The organism is Paenibacillus phocaeensis, from assembly GCF_900021165.1.
In the GTDB taxonomy this organism is placed as follows: Bacteria; Bacillota; Bacilli; order Paenibacillales; family Paenibacillaceae; genus Fontibacillus; species Fontibacillus phocaensis.
Window position 1 is genome coordinate 123,640 of record NZ_FCOQ01000024.1, and the last position, 26,245, is coordinate 149,884.

Here is a 26,245-nt window from a genome sequence, read left to right on the forward strand (position 1 = left end):
AACTACTTCGGAATGGATGTATCGGGATCCGACCCGAAGCGTTGGTTGCGGTTTAACCCGTCAATGGCCAGGATATCTTCCGTACTCAGCTCGAAGTCAAAGACATCGGCATTTTCGATGATCCGCGCTTCACGTACCGATTTCGGAATCGTGACCACACCGAGCTGCAAATCCCAGCGCAGAATTACTTGGGCCACGGTTTTTCCATATTTGGCGGCGATGCCTTTCAAGGTTTCGTGCTCCAGCAAATGTCCTTGGCCCAGCGGGGACCAGGCTTCCAGCTGAATGCCCTTTCCCTGGCAATAGCGCATTAGATCTTTCTGCGTCAAAAAGGGATGGAATTCCACTTGATTCACGGCCGGAACAACTTTCGCATCCGTCAGCAGATCCTCCAAATGATGAATTTGGAAGTTGCTGACGCCAATTGCGCGCACCTTCCCTTCCGCATATACCTTCTCCAGCGCCCGCCAGGTCTCCTTATATTTCCCCTTCACTGGCCAATGCACCAAAAACAGGTCCAAGTATTCAAATCCTAACCGCTTCAGACTGTCGTCAAACGATTGCAATGTCGTCTCGTACCCCTGCTCTGAGTTCCAGACCTTCGACGTAATAAACAGCTCGTCTCTTCGAAGTCCGTTATCCAACAGGGCCTCCCGTACGGCCTGCCCAACCCCTTCCTCATTGCGGTAAGCGGAAGCGGTGTCCACGCTGCGGTATCCGTTGCGGATGGCCGATTGGACGGCCTGCACCACTTCATTGCCTTCCTTAGCCTTAAAGACGCCAAGGCCCAGCCAAGGCATGCGAACTCCGTTATTTAACGTAACGGTGTCTTGCAGATGATTAGGCATCGTTGACATGAGATAAGCCCTCCTCTGATTAAGGCGATTTCTGGTAATATCCTACATCAAAAGGGCCTAAATGAACAGAGAACAAACGCAAAAGGCTGCCCGAAGGCAGCCTCATGAGGATAGATGGAAGTCGAATCAGGCCGATTCCCGAGACCGGCGCAGCTTCTGTCTGGCGCGGTACAACACGATTTTGAAATGGGATAACGAGATGCCCATCAAGTCCGCAGATTCCTGATAGGAGAACCCGTGCACATCATACAGCAGCACCGCATGCTGCTGGTTCGGCTGCAGCAAGGACAGCCGCGCATACAACTCCTTGCGGTTTTCCTCGCCAAGCACCGATTTTTCCGGCGTGTCGTCGCTGGGATAGCGGTGGAAAAATTCATTCTCATAAGTAGAGGACCGGCTCTCTTTGCGCAGCAGGTCGATATAAGCGTTATGGGCGACGCGAAGCAGCCACGCCTTGGCCCGCTTCCCCTCTGCCTCATGAAGGTGCATCAACGCCCGGCAGAACGTTTCCTGCATCAAATCCTCGGCGATATGGGGGTTGCGGCACATGCTATACAAATATCGATACACATCATTTTTATATTCACGGTAAAGTAAATCCATGGAACGAGTTTTCATTGGTGAAGTCCTCACTTTCTCTCCCGGCTTTCAAGGCAGAGCTGTCTTTATCTTTGCCCCGCTTCGTCCATTATGCCGAATAGAGTTTGCGTCCCGCCTAAGAAATTATTAAGTTTTCCTTAAGAATTCACTGCGTTTTCCTTAAACAAAAAGACGCCTTAAGGCGTCATCGGGTGAATTCAGCTGAAGTTTACGCACCGTCTCGGCGTAGGCGTACCGTAAAAGCGGTCCGATATTCGTTACTGTCCGCAGAAATCGCGCCTTGATGCAAATCGACGATATGCTTGGCGATCGCCAGGCCGATGCCGGAGCCGCCTGTCTGGGAAGCGCGCGACTTCTCCACGCGGTAGAAACGGTCGAACAGATGCGGCAGGTCTGCGGTCGGGATAGGGTCGCCGTAATTAACAACCTCGGTAACGATCTCATCGTCCTCCCGCCAGCCGCGGATATCCAAGTATTTCCCGTCGTGCCCGTACCGGATCGCATTGGTCATCAGGTTCTCGTACACCGTTCTCTTATNCCGAAGCTTGTCCCCGTCGGCTTGAACGTACAGCGGCCCTTGCAGGTACAAGCGGCATTCCATGCCGTGCTCCTGCAGTTGCCAGCCGAAATGGGCCGCCATTTGATGGAGCATCTCCGCGAGGTTGATTCGCGTCATTTGCAGCTTCATTTCCTTGTTCTGCATCCGGGTATACTCAAACAAATCCTGAAGAAGCTGCTTCAACCGCAGCGATTCCTCATAAGCCATACTGATGTAATACCGCAGCTCGACCTCATCGCGGTACCGATCTTCCTCGATCAGCCCCAAATAGCCGGTTATCGAGGTCAGCGGGGTGCGCAAATCATGGGAGACGTTGGTGATCAGCTCATTTTTTGTCTGCTCCGCCCGCCGTTCGTCTTCGATAGAGGTCACCAGCCGGTCGACCATCCGATTAATGTCGGTGGCTAGTTGACCGAGTTGACCGACGTTCTCCACGGGAATTTTTCGCACGGAGCCGGCTTCGATTTTATGTACTTCTTCGATCAGCAGCTCCAGGTATCTCTTCTCTTGGCGGCGGAGGCTTCGGCGGTAAAAATACAATGAAAACAACATGAGGATCGGTACGCCGGTTAAATAATACGCTTCCGGGAAACCGATGTTTCGGTTGATCCAGAGCACCACGTTGTATACCGACATGCTTGGAAAGAAGAAGAAAAACAACCGCGCCAGTAAAATGAGCAGGAACAGCGAAATCAAGGATGCGACGATCGTCCAAAACAACCATGCCAAAAAACGCAGGCTAGCTTTCAAGTTTATAGCCAACCCCCCACACGGTACGGATCAGCTTCTCCCCGTCCATTTCCTTCTCCAGCTTGTCGCGGAGACGACTGATATGCACCGTTACGGAATTGCTGCTGTCCAGGTATTTATCCTTCCAGATAAGCTCGAAGATCTCCTCAGAACCAAACACCCGTCCGGGATGACTGGCCAGCAAATGCAAAATGCCGAATTCGATCGGCGTCAGCTTCAGCGGATTGCCGTCCACGGTAGCGGTATGCGTCTCTTTATCGATGTGCAGCGAGGCAATTTTGATAAGATGCTCCTGCGGCGGCTGCGACGCTCCCGGGGGCTGAACCGTATAGGAAGAGCGGCGGAGCAGCGACTTGACGCGGGCAACAAGCTCCAGCGGATTAAACGGCTTCACCATATAATCGTCCGCACCGGTCATCAGCCCGGTAATCTTGTCCATATCCCCGTCTCTGGCGCTTAACATTAGGATTGGCGTCGTGTGCGTTTCGCGGATTTTCATACAGACGGAGATGCCGTCAAGCCCGGGAAGCATCACGTCCAGAATGACCAGATCCACCTCATCCTGTTCGGTAATTTCCAGCGCTCGCAAGCCGTCCTCCGCCCTCAGCACTTCATAACCTTCGTTGGTTAGATATATTTCGATCAGTTTTGCGATTTTTTCATCATCATCGACAATTAAAATTCGTTTACTCATTAACCCGATCATCCTTTATTTGAGCTGGTTAGACACTAGCACAGTAACATCATACCATGTCTTTTGCCTCCAGATACAAATAAAAGGTTACAATTTCCCCCGGTTATGGTTTCCAGCGGAAAGGGATCGCGACCCTGAAACTTGAACCTTTGCCAAGTTCAGAAGCGACCTGAATCTCCCCCTCATGAATGTCGACGATTTTTTTGACGATCGACAATCCCAGTCCGCTGCCCCCGCTGCTGCGTGTGCGTGATTTGTCCGCTTTGTAGAACCGCTCGAAAATATGGAGCATATCCGGTTCGGACATGCCAATCCCGTTATCCGTCACGGTGACGATCGCCTGGTCCTCCTCGGCCGTCAAGGAAACCCCGATCTCCCCGCCTTCCGGCGTAAATTTGATGCTGTTGTGCAGCAGGTTTAGCCATACCTGGCTTAGCAGATCCTCGGCGCCTTCTACCTCCAGCCCGCTTGCCTCCAGCTGGATCTGGATATTCTTGGCAAGCCACTGAGGCTCGCAGGCCAACACCACATTTTGCAGTTGGCGATCAAGCCGGAACCGGTTCGTTCGCAGCGAACCCCGGTCCGTTTCCAAGGAGGAGAGCTTCAGCAGATTGTCGCTCATCTGCGACAAACGGCGGCTTTCCGACTCGATGATCTCCAGGTAATGATTACGTTTCTCCGGAGTCAGATCAGCTCTGCGCAAAGCCCGGGCAAACCCGCGGATTGAAGTCAGCGGCGACTGGATCTCGTGGGATACGTTAGAGATAAAGTCCTGACGCATCGTTTCCATTTGCCCCAGGGCTCCGGCCATTTCGTTAATGCTGTTTACGATCGTCTCGAATTCGCGCAGCTTCTCAAAGCCCTCCAGTCGGACGGAGAAATCCCCTTTTGCGATACGGCGGATCCCGTCAATGATCAAATTCAGCCTTTTCAGCTGTTGGGGCCGAAATAGATGGGCGAGCATAAATAGAATCAGAAAAAATAACGTAGCGCCAAGGATCAAGTTTATTAAATCGATGAAGTAAGCGGAAAAAGGCGGTTCCCATACTTGGAAAACCGCTGCGGTTGCCCAACGGGCAACCGTCCATGTCGTGCCAAACCCTACGTAAACGAGCAGAACCTGGCCGATTTTGAGCAGGAATGTTCCTATCTTCCTCCACGCGGTCAACGTTCTCCCACCTCCAGACGATAGCCAAGACCGCGGATCGTGCGGATTTTGAAGTCAAAGTTCTCCTCGGGAAACCGCTCGCGCAATCGATTGATATGCACATCCAGCGTGCGTTCATTCCCTTCGAAATCGTAACCCCAAATTTCCTCGATGAGCTGCTCCCGAGTCAGGGTGCGTCCCGCATGGCTTCCCAGCTTGAACAGCAGTTCGAACTCCTTGAGCGGCAGCGTGAAGCTGTCTTCGCCGCTGTCCACTTCGAACGTTTTGCGGTTCATCCGCAGCGAACCGATCGTCACGGTCTGGGAGATCGACACCTGATAACGCTTCAGCAACGCCTTCACTCGAGCGATAAGCTCGGCCGGTTCGAACGGCTTGACAAGGTAATCATCCGTACCCAGTTCAAAGCCCTTGACCACCTGCCGGGTTTCCCCCTTCGCGGTCAACATGAGCAGCGGCATGTCATAATAGCGGCGCAGCTCGCGGCATAGCTCCCAACCGTCCATCTCCGGCATCATGATGTCCAGAATCACCATGTCGATTCTCTCTGACTCGGCCATAGCCAGCGCTTCGCGCCCATTTTCCGCCTCCAGAACTTGATTCATCCCGGCTTCCTCCAGAAACAGACGGACTAGCTCCCGAATGTGCTGATCATCGTCCACGACGAGAATTTTAGCCATCGTTCTTCCCTTCTTCCTCGATCGCGTACGCTTCCGATTCTTCTCTGCTTGCGGCGATTTGCAGTTGCTGCGACGCGAATTCCCGATACATGGCATGTTGGCGCAGCAGTTGCTCATGGGTTCCCCGGCCGGTTACCTTCCCCTTCTCAATAAAAATCAGCTGATCCGCCCCAACGACGGTGGAGAGCCGATGAGCGATAACGATCGTGGTCCGGCCTTGCATCAAGTTCTTCAGCGCCTTTTGCACGACGATTTCCGAGCGGCTGTCCAGACTGGAGGTCGCTTCGTCCAGCATGAGGATTTTCGGATCGCGCAGCAGCGCCCGCGCAATGGCGATCCGCTGCCGTTGCCCGCCGGACAGCTTGACCCCGCGTTCGCCAACATCGGTATCGAACCCGTTCGGCAGCTCGGCGATAAAACCATCGGCATAAGCCATCTCCGCCGCCCGCTTTAGCTCCGCTTCGCTGACTTCGCGCTCGATGCCGTAGCAGAGATTCTCGCGGATCGTTCCGGCGATGATCGGGCTTTCCTGCGAGACGTACCCGATCATGCCGCGCCAGGAGCGCAGCGAAAACGAATCGATCGGGTCATTCCCCAGCCGGATGCGGCCCTCCTGCGGCACATAGAATCGCTCCAACAAGGAGAACAACGTCGTTTTCCCGCCGCCGCTGGGCCCGACGACCGCCGTAACCGTCCCTGGTTCCATCGTAAAAGAAACCTCCTGCAGCACCTGCTCGTCCGGGTTGTACCCGAAGGTAACCCCGTCCACGAACAACGGCCGGTCGGCCTTAACGATCTCCTGTCCTTGGCCGAAAGGCTCCTCCTCGGCATCCAGTGTTTGCAGAATCCGTTCCGTAGCCCCTTTGGCTTTCTGCAGCTGAGTGAAAAACGTCGTCAACTGCGTCATCGGCATGACGATCTGGACCAGATACAAAATAAACGCCACCAGTTCTCCGGCCGTTAACCCGCCGCTTGCCACCTGCATCCCGCCATAGCCGATCACTACGACGAGCAGCATCATCATGACGAAGCCCATAAACGGGCTGATCCAGGCCATCACTTTGCCTTCCCGCACCCCGAAGGACAGCAGCTTGCCGATGGCTTGGCTGCCGCTTTCGTATTCCTTCCGTTCCGCGTTGGACGCTTTAACCAGACGAATCTCGGACAGCACCTGGCTTAAGACCGCCGTGAAAGAGGCCGTCTCATCTTGCATGGCAAGCGAAATCTTATACATCGTCCGGCCCAGCGGAACGAGAATCAAAGCGGCCAGCGGGATCACCGCAAACATGACCAGGGTCATTTTCCAATTCAAATAGAACAGAACAACTACCGCGCCGAGGATGGAAATGATCCCACTGATGAAGCCGGCGACCTGCTCGGAGATCAACGCCTTAATAATTCCGGTATCGTTGGTCATCCGGCTGACCGTTTCCCCCGTCCGATGATTGTCGAAATACGACACCGGCAAGCGGAGCAGCTTCTTCCACAAGCGATCCCGCAAACTGGCCACCATACGCTGTCCGGTATAGTTCAATAGAAATATCGATAAGCCCGAAGCGACGGACATTCCGATAAACGCGACGCCGATCCAAACGATTTGCGAGCCGCTGATCGAGGACAGCGAAAAGCCGTCAACGAGATTCTTCGTGAACATCGGGATCACGAGGCTGACTAACGTCGACAGCAAGCTGAGGACGATCGCGGCGGCAAACAGCGGCAGCGGCGGCTTCGTTTCCCTCAGCAGACGATAGAACGCTTTTGTGCCAGCGCCTCCGCTGTTTAAGGGGTTTGGATTTGCATTCAACGATTCTGGGTTCTTCTCTGGCATGTGTTTCTCTTCCTTTCCCTCTCGATCTGGAGCTGGTATCTAGGAAAAGATTACGATCGAAATATAAACTGAAGTTAAACGAAGTCCCCTCGTTTAGAGATTTTCCACTTCTACACTAATCACATGATCGATCTTGCGCAGAAAATGGTAAAGCTCCGTTGTATATTCCTTCTCCGAAGCCGTAATCACCATATCCACCCGCTGACGTCCTTCCTCCAGGTCCTTGATTTTCAGCCGCCGAATCCGGTGCTGATTCGCTTTGGCTTCCCGCCCTTTGTGGTCTTTGCGCTCAATAATGCGGATCAGCTCCGTTACGTTGCCGTGATCCTCCATCACGATTTTGATCGAGACATCGCGTTGGTTCAGTTTATAGGGTCCGATCCATTTTACGACATAAGGGATGAAATTCACGGAGAGAATCAGCAAAATGACCGTCAACCCGGCTTCCAGATAAAATCCGGTGCCAATAGCGATCCCAATGCCGGATGCCGCCCAAATCATCGCCGCAGAGGTAAGACCTGAAATGCCCTCATTGCTCCGGCGTAAAATGGCCCCTGCCCCCAGAAACCCGATGCCGCTGACAATTTGCGCGGCCAGCCGCATCGGATCCATGTTCGGATGATCCGGCCCGGCGAATTTGGCGAACGCCTCGATTGACACAATGGTCACCAGGCAGCTGGCGATACAGATGACCATACTCGTCTTGATCCCCAGCGGCTTCTGCTTCAATTGCCGGTCGATGCCGATAAACAACCCGAACAATAGAGCCAGGCATAGCTTCAGAACCATTTCCAATTCGTTGTTCATGATGCTTCGCAACTCCTTCAATGATATAAGGTGAGTATAATTGTATTCGGCACATCGGCGCAAATGGATGAATTCCGCCCAAGGGGGACAAAAAAAGCCTGAACCGTCTGAATACGGCTCAGGCTTTCTCTCTAGGTTCAGGAATAAGGGGATTAGAACTTCGCAGCCAGATCGGCAGCGCGCTTCACGCCATCCTGAATGATTTCCTCGGCGCGGTCCGGGAATTGGTTATGTCCCTCAACCACGACGGCTTCCGGATCGTTGATGCCCCAGAAGGCCAAGGTGTTCTTCACATAGTTCAGCGACATTTCCAAGGCGCTCATCGGGCCTTCGGAATATACGCCGCCACGCGCTTGCAGCAAAGCGACTTTCTTGCCGCCAACCAGACCGACCGGACCTTGCTCGGTATATTTGAACGTCTTGCCGGCTTGGTTCAGATAGAACAAGTACGTCAGCAGCTGTGCCGGAATGGTGAAGTTCCACAGCGGGAAGGCAAAGACAACTTTATCCGCTTGCAAGAATTGCTCCAGGTAAGCGTTAGCTACATCGGCGGCTTTTTGCTCTTCCGGCGAAGCTGGCATCCCTTTACCGATTTTGAACAACCCGTTCAGCATATCCAGATCATAATAAGGCAGGTTTGCCTCGAACAGGTTCAGCTCCGTAACCACATCCTGAGGATGTGTTTCCTTATAGGTTTGCAGGAAGCTTTCATACAATTTAACAGTAGCGGACTGGTCCGCCGGGCGATTGTTGGCTTTGACGAATAAAACTTGACTCATCTACGGTTTCCCTCCAATTATAATTTCTAATGTTTTCTTCTTTCTTTTTATCAGTTACTTAATAATAAACTGCAACTAATAGAACATTAGTTATAATAAAGGGTAACTGCCTCTTTGTCAATTACAGTTTTCAAATCTGTTTTCAAATCCTGCTCAAGTTCTATTCTTGCCGTTTACGCCTGCGTTTCCCGCCCGTATCTTCTGCGAACCTGCTCCGCAGCCGCGGTCATCTGCCGCAGCGAAGCAACGGTTTCTTCCTGTCCCCTCGTCTTCAGACCGCAATCGGGGTTGATCCAGAACAGCTCCGGATCCAGCACCTGAAGGGCCCGATCGATCATCGAGACCATCTCGGCCTCTGCCGGCACGCGCGGGCTGTGAATGTCATAAACCCCAAGTCCGATTCCGAGCGGATACGTATGCGCTTCAAAGCTCTGCACCAGCTCGCCGTGACTGCGCGAGGTTTCAATCGAGATCACGTCGGCATCCAGCGCACGGATCTCGTCAAGGATATCGTCAAATTCGCAATAACACATATGCGTATGAATTTGCGTCGTATCCCGGACAGAAGAAGTCGTGATCCGGAACGCTTTTACCGCCCACTCCAAGTATTTCGTCCAATCCTTCCGCTTAAGCGGCAATCCTTCCCGCAGCGCAGGCTCGTCTACCTGGATCATTTCGATTCCGGCTTCCTCCAGCGCTTCAACCTCCTTGCGCAAGGCCAGGGCAATTTGATAGGCTACCTGCTCCCGGGACAGATCGCTGCGAACGAACGACCAGTTCAGGATCGTGATCGGCCCCGTCAGCATCCCTTTCACCGGTTTGTCCGTCAAGCTCTGGGCATAGGCGGTTTCCTTGACCGTCATGGGAGCTTCGAACTCAACGTCCCCATAAATCACCGGAGGCTTGACGCAGCGCGTACCGTACGATTGGACCCAGCCCCCTTGCGTAAACGCAAATCCCGGCAGCTTCTCGCCGAAGAACTCCACCATATCGGTGCGCTCAAATTCCCCATGCACCAGCACATCAAGTCCCAGCTCTTCCTGAATCGCCATCCATTTGCGGATTTCCGCCTGAATAAACTGCTCATACCGCTCAGGGCTCCACTCCCCTTTGCGCCATTTCTGCCGTGCAGCCCGAACCTCGGCGGTTTGCGGGAAGCTGCCGATCGTCGTCGTCGGCAGGAACGGCAGCCGCCATTTGGCTTGCTGCTTGCGGCGCCGTTCGGCGAACTCGCTGGCGCGCTCCGCCGGTGCCGCGGACGCGCTGGCCGCTGCCTCCCGTACGGTGGTGCGATTGCGCGCCGGATCGGCCGCAAGTTCGGCCAGCGATTGACGGTTCTCCGCAAACCGGGCAGGAGCCGGCCCTTCCCCGCGTGCCGCTTCGCACAAGCTCGCCAGCTCTTCCAGTTTCTGCTCGGCAAATGCCAGCGCCTGACGCAGGACCGGCGTCAGCCGCTCCTCACCTGCCGCGGATACCGGAACATGCAGCAAGCTGCAGGAAGGCTGTACGATAAGCTCGGGAGCTCCCGCCAAGGCGGAGACCTCCTTGAGCGTATTCAGCGCTTCGTCCAGGTCCGCACGCCAAATATTTCGCCCATCGATGAGCCCTGCTCCCAGCGTCTTGCCAGACGGGAAGCCATACCGCCGCAACGCCTCCAGGTTGCCGTCTCTACCGTGAACGAAATCCAGCCCCAATCCATGCACCGGCAGGTCAATGAGCGCATCATAGCGTTCTGCGGCATCGAAATAGGTTTGCAGCATGATCCGCAGCCCCGGGACCTCCCGGGTGATCGTTCGATAGACGTAGCTAAGGTGACGAACGTCCGCCTCGGTTAAAGAAAGGACCAGTGCCGGCTCATCTATTTGAACCCAGTCGACCCCGGCGGCTTCCAGTTCTTGCAAGACCTGCACGTACAAAGGCAGCAGCTTCTCGGTCCAGGCATCAACTTGCCCCGCCGTCTCCCCCTTGGACAATTTCAATAAGGTGAACAGCCCCAGCAGCACCGGTCTGCCTTCGATCCCCAGCTCTTGCTTGGCTTCCACATAAGCCTTAAGCGGTCGGTTGACGGTCAAACGCGGATGCCTTGTCCCCAATTCAGGCACGATATAGTGGTAGTTGGTATTAAACCATTTGGTCATCTCGCTGGCCGCCGCCTGGTCGTTCCCGCGGGCGATGGCGTAATACAGGTCAAGCGAGACCTGGTCGCCGTTCCAATCGAACCGCTCCGGTACAAGACCAAACATCGTTGCCGTATCCAACACGTGGTCGTAAAATGTAAAATCCCCGACAGGGATGACCTCGATCCCCTGATCCCGCTGCAGACGCAGGTTTCCAAGCCGGATTTCGGCCAATCGCTCCTGCAGTTGCTGCTCTGTCACTTTTCCTGCCCAATAGGCTTCGATTTGCTTCTTCCACTCCCGTTGTCCGCCTATTCTGGGATACCCCAGATTTCCGCTAACGATTTGTCCCATGATGATTCCTCCCCCTCTTTCATCTCGATGATGTCAAATTGGCATTACAAAAAAAGGTCCCCGATAGCAGCAATGGCTAAAGAGGACCTTCGATGATGAATTCGATGGCTTGCATCTTTAACACCTCCCTATCTCCCGTAGGTACAGCAGTGCCGTCGAAATAGGCAGGTCTCCTGGCTTCGGCATCATCGCCGGATACCGCCTTCCCGGTGATCTGATCACCAGTGGCATGCGAAGTATCCGACTCCTCCGTTACAGTGGCGGGACCGCGCCGGCATTGCACCGGACTTCCCTTTTAAGCTCCGGCCATCCTTGGCCGGAACACCTATTTCCGCTATATTCGGTTGGAATATACCTACCATCTTACTTCATGTGCTTGGCGAATACAATACCAAACAGATCGGAATTTGAATATTTATGCAGCGATTGCACCTGAGAAATCGACAACATTTTCGACAATATTCAAGTGATTAATATCACAATCCGACTTTTGAACTCATCGTACGATGATCGTAATCCAACAAGAACGCTGTGGGTTATGAACCTGATTATAGAAGGAGGAATGACGGATGAAATCGCGCAACCTCCTCAAGTGGTTGTTACTTAGTTTGTCCGGTCTGGTCATGATCGCAGCCGCTTGGCTCGCGTTCCCGTCGGAGGAATCCCCAGCCAGGGAAGCCGCCCCTCAAGAGGAAGCGCCGCATCCCCCTCTTCCGCCTGTCGAGCCGGTGGTCCATCGCGAGGGCAATACCGTACACATCGAAATGACCGCTCAGCGGACCGACGTAGAGATCTCCGAAGGCGTCTTCTACAACGCCTGGACGTTTAACGGGACGGCGCCGGGACCTGTATTGCGCGTGAAGCAAGGCGATCAGATCGAGTTTACGCTCCATAATTTGGACCCTGAAATGCCGCATTCGATGGATTTTCACGCCGTTCACGCCGCTCCGAGCCAGAAGTTCATCGATGTCATGCCTGATGAGCAGGGGACGTTTACTTACCCTGCGGACACGCCCGGCGTGTTCATGTACCATTGCGGTGTCAGTCCGGTGCTGCTTCACGTGGCCAACGGGATGTACGGGATGATCCTTGTTGAACCCAAGGAGGGGTATCCTGCGGACGCGAATATCGATCGGGAGTATATGATCGTTCAAAGCGAATGGTACGCGGAGAATGATCTGGATGCTTTTCAGCAAGGCGATCCGGAGTATGTCGTGTTCAATGGCGATGACTATACGTTAAAAAAACACCCCTTGCTTGCCAAAGTTGGCGACAATGTTCGGCTTTATGTTCTCAATGCAGGACCCAATCACGTCTCCTCCTTCCACGTCGTCGGCACGACCTTCGATCACGTCTACCTGGACGGCAACCCGAAAAACGAGCTTTACGGCATGCAAACCGTGCTGCTTCCGGCAGGTGGAGGCGCAATTGTCGAGTTTACCGTCACGGAGGAAGGCGATTATCCGATCCTCACTCATCAACTGAACGACGCCTACCGGGGAGCAACCGCCCTTCTGCGCGTGACCCGGGACGGATTGGATCCGGGCACCCCGGCGATGAGCCACTAAGCCTGCCTGTCATTCGTTCCTAAATCGTAATTTCATGAAAGAGGTGAACCCTGTGGATCAAAAAAACGCCAAAATGGTGGAACTGGACGTTCGGGAGCAGTTGCGAAACAAGTTGGAGCCCTTCCAACTGATCATGGATACCGTAAAAACGCTCGGGAAAGACGATATTTTCCGGCTGCACGCCACCTTTAAACCTACGCCGCTGCTTGGGTTTCTGAAGATGAAAGGCCTGATCGGCAAATCGGAAATGATAGGCAAAGAGCATTGGGTCACCACGTTTGTGCATAAGAAAAACAAGGCTTGGCTGGAGAACGATTCAACAAGTCCATCTTCAACGGCGCAGCACCCGCCGGCAACCGTTCCGGGCAATACGGCCGATGCCGCCTCGGAGACAGCATCGGGAACTTCCGGCGAATCAGCCCCCAAAATCATCACGCTGGACAACCGCGGGCTTGAACCGCCGCAGCCGATGGTACGCACACTGGCTGCCCTGGACCGCTGTCAGCCAGGGGACGAAGTTCATATTCATAACGACCGGGTTCCGGTGTTTTTAATCGAAGAATTAAATAGCCTGGGCTGCACCTATACAGTCGAAGAACAACCCGACGGAACGGCGAAAGTCCAAATCCGCAAACCTTAAGAAAAGAGGTGAACCTGATGCCGGCCATGTCCCGCTTGCCTTTTCTGTTCATTGTTACAGGGATCTTTGGTTTCGTCCTGTTTCACGCTACTTCACTGATGTCGCTGACGGGCTGGATCGGGGATGACATTCGCGGCCCGGCGGGCTGGTTCCAGGTCCACCTGTTCGTGCTGGGCTGGGCAACGATGCTTGCGATGGGCGCCGTTTACCAGCTGATCAACGTGATTTTGCAATCAAATTTATACAGCGAGCGTCTTGGCTATCTTCATTACGCCCTGTTTACCGTAGGCTTGTTCGGGTTGTTGTTTGGCTTCATTCAAGGGGATACGTATTGGATCGGAGGTTTTGCCACACTGGCTTTCTCGGGGATCGTTCTGTTCGTTTGGAATATGGCCGCTACATTGCTTCGGGCGAGAACCTGGAATGCCATTACGATCAGTACCGCTTGCGCCGTGCTGTACTTGTTGCTCACGGGTTTATCCGGGATGGCGATGGGCGTCAATTTGGCTACCGGTCTTTACAACGATTGGCACGAGAACTTGTTCGGAACTCACATCTGGCTGGGAACGTTAGGTTGGTTCGGACTGCTGATCACCGGATTCAGCTACAAATTGTTGCCGATGTTCTACTTGTCCCATGATTATCCGACTCGACTGGAGGATGTTGTCTTGGCGTTATGGAATGCCGGCGTTGTGCTGGGCGCGGCCTCCTTTCTGTTTGGCTTGCCGACCGAATCCAAAATCGCAGCGTTGCTGCTGATCGTCTCGGCGGTGATCGCTTATAATGTCCATTTGCTGCAAATCCGCAGCAAGAGGCATAAACGCAGCCCGGGTGCGGGCATTGAGTGGACGGTAACCGGGAGTCAAATCTTTGCCTTGTTCGCCGTCATGTTCGCGGTGCGGGCGCTGGTGTCGCCCGAGCATCTGCTCGATACCCGAACCGTACTCACAGCCGGCTGGGTTTATCTAAGCTGCTGGGTCTCCTTTACGGTTCTGGGGTATATGTCCAAAATCGTCCCGTTCCTGTGGTGGACCCACAAATACGGCAAACAGGCCGGACGCCCGGGAACGCCGGTGCTGGCTGACCTGCTGGATGAGCGAAAAGCCAATCTCGGCTTGACCTTGATCCTATGCGCGAATTTAACCGTTCTCGCTGGCGTAGTTCTCGGTTCGCAGCTCGTGATTGCCGTCGGAGGTGTCGTGTTGTCCATCGTATCCGTCGCTTACATTGCCTTGATCGCTTTGGTTTTTGCTCATTAACAACCATTCAAATCGGAGGTGGATTGCCATGAATAAAATTGAACAAATCCGCGAAAGTCTGCGTGAAGTTTACGACCCCGAGTTGGGCGTCAATATCGTCGATCTCGGGCTGGTTTACGATATTCGGGAAGATGAGGATCGCGTCTACATCCAAATGACCTTAACGACGCCGGGATGCCCGATGCATGATACGATCGTTGGCGGCGTCCGTTGGGTGCTCAGCGACCAATTGGGAATTCAGGACCCGCAGATCGACGTCGTGTGGGAACCGCGCTGGTCCCCGGCGCAGATGTCGGAGGCGGCCAAGGAACAGTTGGGATACTTCTGATTCCAGGAGCGAACGGCAGGATAGCTGACTTCCCTCCTTTTGCAGAAATATCCCTTTGGCTCAGATCATCGTGTAAAAAAAAGCTGGCGGTTCGTCTTTCGACGAGACCGTCAGCTTATTATTTTACAATTAAAACGCCTTTCATAACCTTATGGTTCTTGCCGCAGGAGATATTGCAGGAAAACTCGAAGCTCCCGGCTTGATCCGCCGTGAAGGTGATCGATTTGCCGCCGCGGACTTCTTTATTGTAGCCTTTGATTTTCAGCGAATGCATACCCTGCGTATTTTTCAGCGCTATCCGCACCGTGTCGCCCCGCTTGACCTTGATTTCCGTCAAGTCATATCCCGATGAGCTGGCATGAACGGTAAATGATTGAACCGGTCCTTTCGCTTCCGCGGCCGGTTCCGCCCCGCCGATATAACGCCCCGGGGCGTCAGCGCATGCCGACAATAGAAGCAGTCCGCCGAGCAAGCAAACGACCGCACCTAAACGGTAGTTCATCCGCCTCTCCCCCTTCTTCAACTAGGAACTAAGTTTAGTTTAGAACGGGGAGAACCTCTGGCTTGTGATTCCCATCACAATACATGCAGATGTCCCTCCATTGATACCCTATTCAGCTTCGCCGGTCGACTAAGCCTTGCTCCAGCGCATAACGCGTCAATTGCACGCGATTTTCCAGGTGCAGCTTCTGCAAAATATTTTTCAGATGATTTTTGACCGTCTGATCGGAAATATGCAACACTCCGGCGATCTCCCGATTGGTCATGCCCTGGGCTACCCAGCCGAGGATTTCCCGTTCGCGTGCGGTTAACGGAGGTTGTTCGCCGATTTCCTTCTTATTCACCGGAAACTCTTGCAAAATACGCAAGGCCAGCTCGCTGGACAAAGGCGCTTCATCACTGGCAATGGCTCTTAGATACTCCAGCCAGGTCCCGGGCTCCAGATTTTTGAGCAGATATCCCTGCGCCCCCTGCTTCAACGCTTCAAACAGATGGGCAGCGTCATCCGAGACGGTGATCAGAACGATCTTCACGTAAGGATATCTCAGCTTGATCTCGCGGGTCGTCTCCAGGCCGTCCTTGCCGGGCATGCGGATATCCATCAGGATTAGATCAGGCATCCAGCGCTCGGTTTGGACGATCGCCTCTTCGCCGTTTTCCGCATAAGCCACGATTTCAAACGTTTCGTCCTCGGCCAATATTTCCCCAATCGCCTCCCGCGCGTGAGGATGGTCATCAACGACCAAAACACGAACTTTCATGTCGCCTCGCCTCCTTGAATCTCTACGATCGTATGCCCTGGCCGGGAAGTGATCTCCAGCCTCCAGCCCATGCCTTCCGCCCGTTCCCGCATGATCCGCAGGCCATAGCTGCCCGGCCGTTCCTGATCCCCTTCGGGAAACCCAACGCCGCTGTCAATTACCCGTACCCGGAAGCGCCGTGCGCTCCCCTCGCCGAACGCGCGGATCTCCCGCACTCCGGCATGTTTGCCCGCATTGACGATCGCCTCACGGATGCAGGCCAGCAGCTCCATCCTTGCCTTCGGCGACCAGGCTTCATCTTCCTCAAGCTGCCAGTGCAGTTGCAGCTCCAACTGCTGCTCCTGAGCCATTTGCCGGATTCTCGCCGGAAACGTCGCACCGTTCGCCTCGTCATCTTCACGCGCATCGGGCAGAACCCGCAAATCCGCAATCGCTTCCCGAACGTACCGGTTCACCTCATGAATGGTCTTGCGCAACTCCTGCCAGTCATGGGTCTGGTCCGCCGCCATCTGCCGCCGCTCCGCCTTGTCCACCTTCACCGACAGCAGAAACAGCGACTGGGCAATCCCGTCATGAAGCTCCCGCGCAAGCTGTTCACGCTGCTCCAACCGAGCCTTGAGCGCCCGCTCCCGCTGCAGTTCTTCCTGCATTTGTTCCAAGTGAAAAAACAGCTTGTAAAGCAACGTTACACTGAGCAAAAAAAGAATAATCGGCGTCAACACATTCCCAAGCTCCATGGAAATAAACGGCATCAGGAACTGATGGCGAACGTATTCCCATATTCCGATGACCAGCGTCGGCGTGACAAGAATCGCTATTTTAATTGTTTTATAGGACATGGGCTCCCCTTCCTTTAGTTCGAATATACGGTATCGGGGGCCTGGAGCGCAAACCTAATCTAAAGAAATCGTCAGTGATCAGCAGATGCCGAGATAACGGTACAACCAGGGTTCTGCCGTTGAGAACGCTGAGACAATGGAAAGCAGGATTCCCGCACTCCCATGGCTTATCGTGTGATTGTCTAAAATGGACGTCTCAGTAATTTGGCCGGAGACCAGCTTAATTTCTGTCAATTTAAACCCGGGTTCGGGCTCATTCGTATAATAGCATCAAACAAGCTAAGAACTCCCGTATAGCCGCTAGTTAAGGAAGGGTTCATGACCATAAATTCTTGGACAGGCAATCGGCCTTTATTACTTAACAGGATCTGATGGGCCCATTCCACGCTTACATTCTATTTATTAGTATTTTTATTGAACATTTCTCTTATTATTCCATATTATAGCAGACTAAAAACGAGCTTTGCTCCCTAGGGATTCGCAAAGCATAAAAAAACAGGCCGGGAGTTACGGCTCCGGCCTGCTTATCGTTTAACTTTGATTACAATAACAAGTTGATCTCATCTTTAATAGCTTCAGATTGGGGTCCAAAGACAACCTGGACCGCCCCTTTCCCGAGTCTCATCACACCGGAAGCCCCTAATTTCTTCAAACCAGAATCATTAACCCTTGATTCATCTTTGACGATGAGTCGAAGACGTGTAATGCAAGCATCAACAGACTGAATATTGCTCCCTCCGCCGAGTTCAGCCAAAATTTGGGCTGCACGACTATGACCTTCTCCAACGGGCTGATCCGCAACTGAGGCTTCCTCAAGAATATCTTCGTCATCATCTTCGCGGCCAGGTGTTTTTAATTTTAGAACCCGGATCAGGAATCTAAATAAGAAGTAGTACACGACAAAGAACGCAAGACCAACTGGAATTAATAACAACTGATTGGTTTCCAGCTTCCAGTACAAGAGATAGTCAATCAAACCTGCGGAGAAGGCAAACCCGAGTTTAACATTTAGCGCATACATAACCCAGCCGGCAACGCCTGTAAGAACGGCATGAACAACGTAGAGTACTGGAGCAAGAAACATAAAGGAGAACTCCAACGGTTCCGTGATTCCGGTAAGGAACGCGGCGAGTGCGGAGCCAAAGATGATTGAACCAACGATTTTACGCTTGTGTGGTTTAGCAGCATGAACAATGGCCAGCCCCGCACCCGGAAGAGCAAACATCATGATCGGGAAGAAGCCGGCCATGAACATGCCTGACGTTCGATCCCCCGCCAAGAAACGAGCGATTTCTCCATTCACGACTTCCCCATTTGCATTAGTGTATTCCCCGAGTATAAACCAAGGATAATTGTTCAAAACGTGATGCAAACCAAAAGGGACTAACAAGCGGTTCGCAACGCCGAACAGGAAGCTTCCTACGCCGCCGATGCCAATCAGCCACTCGCCAAAGCTGTTAAGACCTTCCTGGATAGGCGCCCAGATCAAACCGAAGACGATGCCTAGAAGGAGAATGGAAAAGGCGGTAACCATAGGAACAAACCGTTTTCCACTAAAGAAACCAAGCCAATCCGGCAGCTTAATCTTATGAAATCTGTTATAGCAATAAGCGGAAACTAAACCGATCATAATACCGCCGACAACACCCATGTTTAACGGTTTATTTAGCGTAATGAAGGTAAAGGATTCTGGGATTTTAAGGAGAACATTCGTTAATACAAAATGCCCCACCACCGCTGACAAGGCCGCTACAGCGTCTTTAGCGAGTCCGATCGCGACACCGACGGCGAACAAGATCGCTAAATTGTTCAGAATGGCGTCTGCTCCGGCGTTCAAGAAGGGAGCTAAGTATTGGTTTAGAAATGCCCCTACTCTTCCAAGATGAAAGTCCTGTTCATAGTTAATCAAGCCAAAACCTTTCAGGATACCTGCTGCAGGCAAAGTTGCGACTGGAAGCATTAACGATTTACCTATCTTTTGTAAAAAAGCCAACATTCGAAAATCACCCTTTCCTTGAATGTTTTATAGCTATGACTTTAAAACCGCCTTCAAAATAACGCTTCCGCCTGCCGTCACAGGACCGCTGAGTGTCTCCACGCTGTTCGTCACATCTCCAGCGTTTGTTACTATAATTGGGGAAATCACCGGATAACCGGCTTCACGAATACGCTCAAGGTCGAAATCGATCAGCGGTTGCCCCGCTTTCACTTTATCTCCCACGGCCACATGGGCGGTGAAGCCCTCGCCTTTGAGCGATACGGTGTTAATTCCGAGATGGAACAGAAACTGCAACCCAGACGGATGCTCCATCATCACCGCATGGCTGCTTTTGATCACATGAACGATTTTGCCGTCAAACGGGGCTACCAGGCGTCCCTCGCTGGGCACAATCGCCAGTCCGGGCCCCATATGTCCCCCGGCAAACGCCTCATCCGGCACTTGGGTTAACGGTACAGCCTCGCCGGTTAGCGGAGACGGGATCTCTAATACTTTGCTCTCGGTACTTTTCTTTCTCCATTTCGAAAACATATCTCTCCTCCTATCTTACTACCTATATTCTGGCAACTTGACGTGAACTATACGCTCATTCCCAAGCTGCCGGGTGAAATGGGCGCAAAAAAATAAGAGCCAAGGAAAAGAAGCCTATAAAAAATAGGTCTGCTTCCCTTGGCTCATGCCCATTTGAATTCAACGGTAACACGCCAAAAGTCATTTGGTTTTCGGTTATGTGACTATAATAATTCAAGCTCCCCTAATCGTCAACAGAAAAATTGAAAGCGTTCACGCGGGGATGGAGCCTCAAATTGCAATGCATCACATAAGGAGAACAGCCTTTACTCACTGGGCTTGAAACAAGGCCGGCACCTTATCGGGTTCCCAGCCCGGCAGCGAAGTATGAGCTTGGATTACTTTATAGGTTACTCCGTTATACGTCACGAGTTGATTGACAGTATATGCAGTGTATGGAGCCCATACTGCCGGCCCCGTTCCTTCCGAATCCGTCGTGACGGTCACGGCGTTGCTTGCTGCCGAGCTATTGCCGGCGGCGTCCATCGCCTTCACGGTAAACGTGTACGAAGTTGATGCAGCAAGACCGCTGATCGTTGCCGTGGTCCCCGTTACCGTCGCGGCAAGCTGATCGCCGTTATAGACCTCATATCCGGTTACCCCAACGTTATCCGTAGACGGGTTCCAGCTCAAGCTTACGCTCGACGAAGTCTTGGAGGTGACCGTAACATTGCCCGGTGCGGTTGGAGCGCTTGTATCCCCCGGGTTCGTCCCCGGCTCGGTCGTAACTGTGAGCGGAGCGCTGGCTGGCGAGATATTCCCCGCCGCATCCCGGGCAACGACTGTAAAAGTATACGCTGTGGCCGGAGCAAGGTCGCTGATCGTTGCCGTCGTTCCCGGCACGCTGGCCGCCTGCGCCCCGTTTTGGGATACCTCGTACCGAACGACACCCACGTTATCCGAAGAAGGCTGCCAAGTGAGCGTGACGGAGCTGGACGTTTTGGAGACGACCGTCAGGCCGGTTGGCGCCGAAGGAGGTAACGTATCTCCCGGCGGCGTCACGCCTCCGCCCAGTTCGCTTCTCAGCTTGGTTAACAGCGTTTTGTTGCGATCGTTGCTGAGCTCCCAGAACATGGCTCCGGCAAGACCGCGGTTCTTGATAAAGTCGGTTTTGAACCCGATCGACTGCGGATCGTCATACGTGATGAACCGCCGGTTAGATGCATTGTACAGATAAGGCACTTTGGCTGTATCGTTCCAATAGCGGGTATATCCGTTTTTATTAATATAGTTCGCTTCCAGATCATAGAAATCAAACGAGCCCGCTTCCCAGGTGCCGACGGTCGAAGCCCCGCTGGCGCTTTGGTATTGACCGTTCCCCGCATTGTTTACGTTATCCCAGCCGCGGCCGTAGAACGGAATCCCGAGCACTAATTTACTCGCAGGCACACCGGCGTTCAAGTGCCCTTGCACCGCAGTGTCCGCGTTAAATTCCGCGGCGCTGGGGACGCCGGCGCTTCCTGCTGCCGGATCGTAATACAGCGGTGCATTGTGAGCCGTAATCTGCTGCCAGCCGCCGTTGAAATCATAGGTCATAATATTGATCCAATCGACGATAGCTGCGATATTGCTAAGCTCTGTGTTGCTGACGAAGGAAGGGGAAGCTCCCGAGGCGATCGTCAGCAAATATCTTTTGCCATCCGCTGCTCCGGCCGCGTCCAGCTTATTCCGGATTTCCTGCAGCAGCTTCGTATAGTTCTGCTTGTCCTCCGGACGGCGGCTGTTCCCTTCCAGTCCGCCGTTCACCGGATACTCCCAGTCCAAATCAATGCCGTCAAAATTGAACTTGCGCAGGAAGTCGACGGCCGAATTGGCGAACGTCTCGCGTGTGACTTGGCTGGCGGCTACATCGCTGAACCGGTTGGACCAAGTCCACCCGCCCACTGAGATGATCGTTTTCAGGTGCGGATTCGCTTGCTTCAGCTTGCTCAGCTGATTGAGATTACCGGCGATGGGTTGGTCCCAGGTGTCGCCGGGAAATTGCTTGCCGGTATCGATCCAGGGATCGCCCAAGACAATCGTGCCGTTGGGCACGTTAATCGTTTGCCCCTTCTCGTCTTGGGTCGGCCAAGTGACCGGATTCGGCCCGGTCGGGTCCGGATTGCCATGGCGACCGTTCCAGGCGATGTCGGCAAAGGCATAATTGATATGGGTGATTTTGGAAGCATCGATATCCGAAACATTAAAATTACGGGCGTACGCGCCCCAGGACGGATAATAGGCGACGATTTTATAAGGATCGGCTGCCTCAGCGGCTTTCGGTTGGAGCAGACCGCCGGGGAGCAGCAAGGCTAGAGCGAGACAGGTCATCGTCACTTGCTTCCACTTCTTGGCAAAACTTCGGGTTCTTATCAATTGCATCACTTAAATCCCTCACTTTACAATCGAAATTGGATTGGACTAAAGCTAGCAGCAAGAAACTTGGGCCTAAGACACCGGTCATACGAGTTCGTCAACAACGCACCTTTCCTCTTGATTTACCGACTGACTTTCTGACTTGGACTCCCGTCCGCTGCAGCCGATCACCTCCTGCAAATCCGTTCATCGTCTCCTTCCGCGTGAGTCCCCAAAGCTTGTCCCGGCGCCAATAGGAAATCTTTGGAATCCTCACAAATCTATTAAATCATAATAGATTTGGCGATTAAAGGATAAATTTCTATTATTTAATCGTATTTTGTTTGTGCGAATAGCAAAAAAACGCAGCGATCTGGGAAGATCGCCGCGTTTACGGAGTGGGAGGAGATGCGGATCAGTCGATGTGTATGATTTTTCATCTTTATCTTGTCGCGAAAACGTTAAAGGGGCTGAATCTATTTGAATTTTCATATAGATTTTCGACTTTCGTCGTCTTGCAGCACGGATTTATATGAAAATTCATATGAATTCGACTAAATGGCCTAAAATACGCGGGATGTGCTTGATTTTTCACATATCCTTGACCGTTCACCATTTCCGTTCATAGTTCACAGTTCAAAGGCCGAGGTTCTCCCCCCAGCCGCCTCGGCTTATCGCTGCCCCTCCGGCCGCACTTTGCGGGTCGCGGTAGCCTGAAGTGGATCATCCGGCCAATAATGTTTGGGGTAACGGCCTTTCAAGTCTTTTTTCACCTCGAAATACGTGTGTTGCCAAAAGTTACGCAGGTCCGAGGTAACCTGAACCGGGCGACTCGCCGGCGACAGCAAATGCAGCGTGATCGGAACCCGCCCAAAACCGATCCGCGGGGTCTCCATCATGCCGAACACTTCCTGCAGCCGCACGGCGGCGTAGGGGGCTTGAGGTCCGTCGTAATGCACCTGGATTTTGGAGCCGCTGGGGACAAGCAGGTGGGTTGGCGCTTCAACATTCAGCTCCTGCCGCTGAGGCCAAGTCAGGAAGTTCTCCAACATGCTGGATAACGATAAGGCCTGCAAATCCGACCGTTTACGGACGCCGGATAAATACGGCGCCAGCCAGCTCTTCGCGGTCGCTGCCAGCGTCTCGTCGGACACATCCGGCCAGTCGCTGTGAATCCGGTGCAGAAACCTCATCCGCTCCTGCAGCTTGCGGGCCTTCTCCGTCCACGGCAGGATGGATACGCCTTTGGCGGCGACCGCGTCAAGCAGCGCCTGGGTCAGCAATTCGGGCCCGGGCGAAGGGTCCGGCTGCTCTCGCAGCACGATCGCACCGAACATCCGGCGGATCCTCGCCCGTACCGTACCGGAAGTATCATCCCATTCCGCACTCCGCTCCTCCTCGATTTCTGCGGCATGATGGCGGTACAAGTCCGCTTCTTCCAGCGGTGCCGCCAGCAAAATCCGCCCCTCCGCTCCTTCGTCGTCAACTTCAGCGATCGCCAGGAACGCCGAAGAGCTCAGCGTGTCCTTCACGAGCAGTTGCGCCCCCCGCCCGTTCCGCAGCAAATACCGTCCGTCCGGGCGGCGGATCGCGATCCGATCCGGATACGCAAAGGAGACAAGCAAGCCGCAGCTGCGATCCAGGTCCGCCGGAGCGGGGGAGCCGGACGCTGGAGCGGGCGGAGTTGGGTTGGCATGCACCGCAGAGGAAGCGGCGGGCGGTACCGGGTCGGCGATCGCGGCGCCGGCCTCGTCTTCGCCGTCTGGCGGCTCGTAATCGGGGTCGTCCTCCGCATCGGGGACGACCGCGCCGCCGAGCTCGGCGGACGCATCAGGCGAGCCGGACGATGCATCGCCGTCCGGCNCGGCTCCTTCGGCGCTCCCGGTGCATACACCGTCTCCACCGGGAACATCCGTCCCCGGCTTTGCACCACCGGCGCGCCGTCCAGCAAGCCGGCGATCGGTCCGGCGTCCAGCGTCGCCGACATCACCAGCAGCCGCAAGTCGTCGCGGAGCAGCTGGCGGCTTTGCCAGGTCAAGGCAAGCCCGAGATCCGCGTGCAAGCTGCGTTCATGAAATTCGTCAAAAATAACCAGACCCGTTCCAATCAGCGCCGGGTCTTGCTGCAGCATACGCGTCAAAATCCCTTCGGTCACGACGACAATCCGCGTCTTCGCCGACACGCGGCTGTCCCCCCGCATTCGGTAGCCGACCGTCTCTCCAACGGCTTCGCCAAGCTGGCTGGCCATATATACGGCGGCGGACCGCGCCGCTAACCGGCGGGGCTCCAGCAGCACGATCCGCTGGCCGGCCATCCAGGGTTCCTCGAGCAGGGAGAGCGGCACCCGCGTTGTTTTGCCCGCGCCGGGCTCCGCCAGCAGCACTGCCGTTCCCGCCTGTCCAAGCGCGATTTTTAACTCGGGGATCACTTCATCAATAGGCAAAGGAAGCTTTGTCATGATTCTCTCCTTACGGGTTACACTATGAAAACATTTTACCATAGGGAGCGGAGCAAGTCCTGAGAGCCCAGACGAAGGGCCGAGCGCAAGTTTCGCTGCACAGCGAGCAACAAGGCGGCATACGCCGGAAACAAAGGTTAGGACGCGGTTATCAGACTTAAAGGATCGGAGGAACCCTGCAATGTTCAAGCTTCTTGTCATCTTACTGCTTATCGCTTTGACTGCGCTGTTCGTGGTTGTTGAAGCTTCGCTGCACGCCCTGCGGCCGCGATCCGTAGAAGTCTGGGAACGGGAAGGCCGACGCGGTGCAGCCGCGCTCCGTGCCCTATTGGGTCGACTCGACCAGGCCTTATCCACCTGCCAGCTGGCGATTACAGCCAGTTCGCTGACGCTCGGTTGGTTGGGCCAGCCGGCTGTGCGCAGTCTGCTTAACCCCCTGTTTGTGCGCCTGCCCTTCTCCGCGTCCATGGAAACCTTCTTTTCGTTCCTGATCGCCTTCGTCCTGATCACCTACTTGCATGTGGTCCTCGGCGGATTAGTCCCTCAGGTGTTGGCCGCCCAGCGCGGCGAAGCCGTGATCCTGGCCGTTGCCCGGCCACTTGTAGGGATAACTACTCTGCTGTCTCCCTTGCTCTGGCTGCTGGGGCGCTCCTCCCGCGCCATCGTCTCGCTGCTGGGCCTGAAGCCCGCGGCGGAATGGAGTGACGCCCACAGCGAGGAGGAACTAAGGATTCTGCTAAGCGAAAGTCTGGAGAGCGGGCAAATCAACAATAGCGAATACCGCTTCATGAACCGCATCTTCGCCTTCGATGAGCTGCTCGCCAAGGATATCATGGTCCCGAGGACGGATATGGTCTGCTTGGATGCGGCAAAGTCGCGGGAAGAGAATTTGCGGATCATCCGCGAGGAGCAATATACGAGATTCCCGGTCATCCGCCATCATAAAGACCATATTCTCGGCGTCATCAATACGAAAGCGTGGTTTCTCGCCCCCGACAATCAGGCGGACACCCCTTTGACATCGCTCGTCCGGCCCGTCATGACCGTCTCGGAGAATATTTCCCTTCCGACCTTGCTGACGAAGATGCAGAAAGAACGTTCGCATATTGCCGTGCTGATTGACGAATACGGCGGAACCAGCGGGATGGTGACGATCGAGGACATCCTGGAGGAAATCGTAGGCGACATCCGGGACGAATTCGATGCGGAGGAAGAGCAGGAAATTACGGAAGTCGCAGCGAATCACCTTATCGTTGACGGCAAGATTTCGGTTTCGTTAGTGAATGATTTGCTGGACGCCGAATTGGAAGAAGACGATGCCGATACGATCGGCGGGGGGGTTTATGGGCAAAACCTGGATATCGAGGAAGGCACACAGCTGGTGTATGGGGATCTGCAATTTACCGTACTGGAGCGTGAAGACAGCCGAATCCGCAAAATCGAAATCGAAAGACGGCCCAAGCCCGGCCTCGGCAGCACCTACCCACCGGAGAGCGGCGATGAATCTCAGGAGCCGGAGCCGCGATTGTAAAAGGACCTCCCGTCCTCAAGCATTTATAGTGCAACGCGGCAAGTGGTAGAAGCGAAGGAGTATCTATGTGAAAAATCGAATAGAATTCGCCGTTTCCGGCGATTTCATCGGAATCTATATGAAATTTCAAGCCTAATTGCGCAACTCAAGCCCTTAAGGGTAGAATTTAATTGAAAAACCGAATCCAATTCCGGATAATGCGCCACCAGCACGTTATTCTATATGAAAAATCGCGCTTAATTAGGAAACGGACCTGTTACCTGTGTT

22 protein-coding genes, 1 pseudogene and 1 riboswitch are annotated in these 26,245 nt (G+C 54.0%); of the genes and pseudogenes, 5 read left to right on the forward strand and 18 right to left on the reverse strand.

The window, feature by feature from the left end; genetic code table 11:
• Nucleotides 1-2: 2 nt before the first annotated feature.
• The 10 genes from BN3795_RS17070 to metE all read right to left on the reverse strand — a co-directional run bounded on the left by BN3795_RS17070 (nucleotide 3) and on the right by metE (nucleotide 11,190).
• The gene (locus tag BN3795_RS17070; RefSeq protein ID WP_068785940.1) at nucleotides 3-848 is read right to left on the reverse strand and encodes an aldo/keto reductase; all 846 of its coding nucleotides are present in this window, start codon (nucleotides 846-848) and stop codon (nucleotides 3-5) included.
• Nucleotides 849-983: 135 nt separating this feature from the next.
• Complete coding sequence (locus BN3795_RS17075) at nucleotides 984-1,475, reverse strand: RNA polymerase sigma factor (protein ID WP_068785895.1); 492 nt, start codon at nucleotides 1,473-1,475, stop codon at nucleotides 984-986.
• Between the two features lie 190 nt (nucleotides 1,476-1,665).
• Entirely contained in the window at nucleotides 1,666-2,652 is a 987-nt protein-coding gene (locus BN3795_RS17080; RefSeq protein ID WP_456319976.1) for a sensor histidine kinase, read from the reverse strand.
• Between the two features lie 103 nt (nucleotides 2,653-2,755).
• On the reverse strand, nucleotides 2,756-3,460 hold the full coding sequence (locus tag BN3795_RS17085) for a response regulator transcription factor (RefSeq protein ID WP_068785897.1): 705 nt from the start codon (nucleotides 3,458-3,460) through the stop codon (nucleotides 2,756-2,758).
• A 103-nt stretch (nucleotides 3,461-3,563) separates the two neighbouring features.
• Nucleotides 3,564-4,628 (reverse strand): sensor histidine kinase, encoded by a 1,065-nt coding sequence (locus tag BN3795_RS17090; RefSeq protein ID WP_068785898.1) that lies wholly within the window; start codon nucleotides 4,626-4,628, stop codon nucleotides 3,564-3,566.
• Entirely contained in the window at nucleotides 4,625-5,305 is a 681-nt protein-coding gene (locus tag BN3795_RS17095; RefSeq protein ID WP_068785899.1) for a response regulator transcription factor, read from the reverse strand. The genes BN3795_RS17090 and BN3795_RS17095 overlap by 4 nt, the downstream gene beginning before the upstream one ends.
• Complete coding sequence (locus BN3795_RS17100; protein WP_110945224.1) at nucleotides 5,298-7,133, reverse strand: ABC transporter ATP-binding protein; 1,836 nt, start codon at nucleotides 7,131-7,133, stop codon at nucleotides 5,298-5,300. Before BN3795_RS17100 ends, BN3795_RS17095 begins: the two co-directional genes overlap by 8 nt.
• A 93-nt stretch (nucleotides 7,134-7,226) precedes the next feature.
• On the reverse strand, nucleotides 7,227-7,940 hold the full coding sequence (locus BN3795_RS17105; protein ID WP_068785900.1) for an MgtC/SapB family protein: 714 nt from the start codon (nucleotides 7,938-7,940) through the stop codon (nucleotides 7,227-7,229).
• A gap of 152 nt (nucleotides 7,941-8,092) precedes the next feature.
• On the reverse strand, nucleotides 8,093-8,719 hold the full coding sequence (locus BN3795_RS17110; RefSeq protein WP_068785901.1) for an FMN-dependent NADH-azoreductase: 627 nt from the start codon (nucleotides 8,717-8,719) through the stop codon (nucleotides 8,093-8,095).
• A gap of 173 nt (nucleotides 8,720-8,892) precedes the next feature.
• On the reverse strand, nucleotides 8,893-11,190 hold the full coding sequence (gene metE / locus BN3795_RS17115) for a 5-methyltetrahydropteroyltriglutamate--homocysteine S-methyltransferase (protein WP_068785902.1): 2,298 nt from the start codon (nucleotides 11,188-11,190) through the stop codon (nucleotides 8,893-8,895).
• A 146-nt stretch (nucleotides 11,191-11,336) separates the two neighbouring features.
• Nucleotides 11,337-11,534, reverse strand: a riboswitch (cobalamin riboswitch).
• A gap of 225 nt (nucleotides 11,535-11,759) precedes the next feature.
• Between metE and BN3795_RS17120 the strand changes: the two genes are divergently transcribed.
• From BN3795_RS17120 to BN3795_RS17135, 4 genes are read left to right on the forward strand one after another with little or no spacing between them, the layout of a single operon-like run.
• Nucleotides 11,760-12,758, forward strand: a complete 999-nt coding sequence (locus tag BN3795_RS17120) for a multicopper oxidase domain-containing protein (protein ID WP_068785903.1) — start codon at nucleotides 11,760-11,762, stop codon at nucleotides 12,756-12,758.
• Between the two features lie 52 nt (nucleotides 12,759-12,810).
• Nucleotides 12,811-13,398: a DUF2249 domain-containing protein gene (locus BN3795_RS17125; protein WP_068785904.1), complete on the forward strand. Its 588-nt coding sequence runs from the start codon at nucleotides 12,811-12,813 to the stop codon at nucleotides 13,396-13,398.
• A 17-nt stretch (nucleotides 13,399-13,415) separates the two neighbouring features.
• Nucleotides 13,416-14,657 (forward strand): heme-copper oxidase family protein, encoded by a 1,242-nt coding sequence (locus BN3795_RS17130; protein ID WP_110945225.1) that lies wholly within the window; start codon nucleotides 13,416-13,418, stop codon nucleotides 14,655-14,657.
• 28 nt (nucleotides 14,658-14,685) lie between these two features.
• A complete protein-coding gene (locus BN3795_RS17135; protein ID WP_068785905.1) occupies nucleotides 14,686-14,985 on the forward strand; it encodes a metal-sulfur cluster assembly factor in 300 nt (99 codons plus the stop codon).
• A 118-nt stretch (nucleotides 14,986-15,103) separates the two neighbouring features.
• Here BN3795_RS17135 and BN3795_RS17140 read toward each other — a convergent pair whose 3' ends face one another.
• The 8 genes and pseudogenes from BN3795_RS17140 to BN3795_RS25920 all read right to left on the reverse strand — a co-directional run.
• The gene (locus tag BN3795_RS17140) at nucleotides 15,104-15,487 is read right to left on the reverse strand and encodes a cupredoxin domain-containing protein (RefSeq protein ID WP_068785906.1); all 384 of its coding nucleotides are present in this window, start codon (nucleotides 15,485-15,487) and stop codon (nucleotides 15,104-15,106) included.
• Between the two features lie 112 nt (nucleotides 15,488-15,599).
• Entirely contained in the window at nucleotides 15,600-16,247 is a 648-nt protein-coding gene (locus BN3795_RS17145; RefSeq protein WP_068785907.1) for a response regulator, read from the reverse strand.
• On the reverse strand, nucleotides 16,244-17,086 hold the full coding sequence (locus BN3795_RS17150; RefSeq protein WP_068785908.1) for a histidine kinase: 843 nt from the start codon (nucleotides 17,084-17,086) through the stop codon (nucleotides 16,244-16,246). The genes BN3795_RS17145 and BN3795_RS17150 overlap by 4 nt, the downstream gene beginning before the upstream one ends.
• Before the next feature lie 541 nt (nucleotides 17,087-17,627).
• Nucleotides 17,628-19,082, reverse strand: coding sequence for an N-acetylglucosamine-specific PTS transporter subunit IIBC (gene nagE / locus BN3795_RS17155; protein WP_068785909.1), 1,455 nt, complete (start codon nucleotides 19,080-19,082; stop codon nucleotides 17,628-17,630).
• Between the two features lie 33 nt (nucleotides 19,083-19,115).
• The gene (locus BN3795_RS17160; protein WP_068785910.1) at nucleotides 19,116-19,616 is read right to left on the reverse strand and encodes a PTS sugar transporter subunit IIA; all 501 of its coding nucleotides are present in this window, start codon (nucleotides 19,614-19,616) and stop codon (nucleotides 19,116-19,118) included.
• A 309-nt stretch (nucleotides 19,617-19,925) separates the two neighbouring features.
• A complete protein-coding gene (locus BN3795_RS17165) occupies nucleotides 19,926-22,016 on the reverse strand; it encodes a glycosyl hydrolase family 18 protein (RefSeq protein ID WP_068785911.1) in 2,091 nt (696 codons plus the stop codon).
• Nucleotides 22,017-22,660: 644 nt separating this feature from the next.
• Nucleotides 22,661-23,521, reverse strand: a complete 861-nt coding sequence (locus tag BN3795_RS25625) for an ATP-dependent helicase C-terminal domain-containing protein (RefSeq protein WP_068785912.1) — start codon at nucleotides 23,519-23,521, stop codon at nucleotides 22,661-22,663.
• 356 nt (nucleotides 23,522-23,877) lie between these two features.
• Nucleotides 23,878-24,447: pseudogene (locus tag BN3795_RS25920) on the reverse strand (DEAD/DEAH box helicase); the annotation flags it as partial.
• Between the two features lie 181 nt (nucleotides 24,448-24,628).
• On the opposite strand from BN3795_RS25920, the gene BN3795_RS17180 reads away from it, so the two are divergent.
• The gene (locus tag BN3795_RS17180; protein WP_068785914.1) at nucleotides 24,629-25,978 is read left to right on the forward strand and encodes a hemolysin family protein; all 1,350 of its coding nucleotides are present in this window, start codon (nucleotides 24,629-24,631) and stop codon (nucleotides 25,976-25,978) included.
• Nucleotides 25,979-26,245 lie beyond the last annotated feature (267 nt).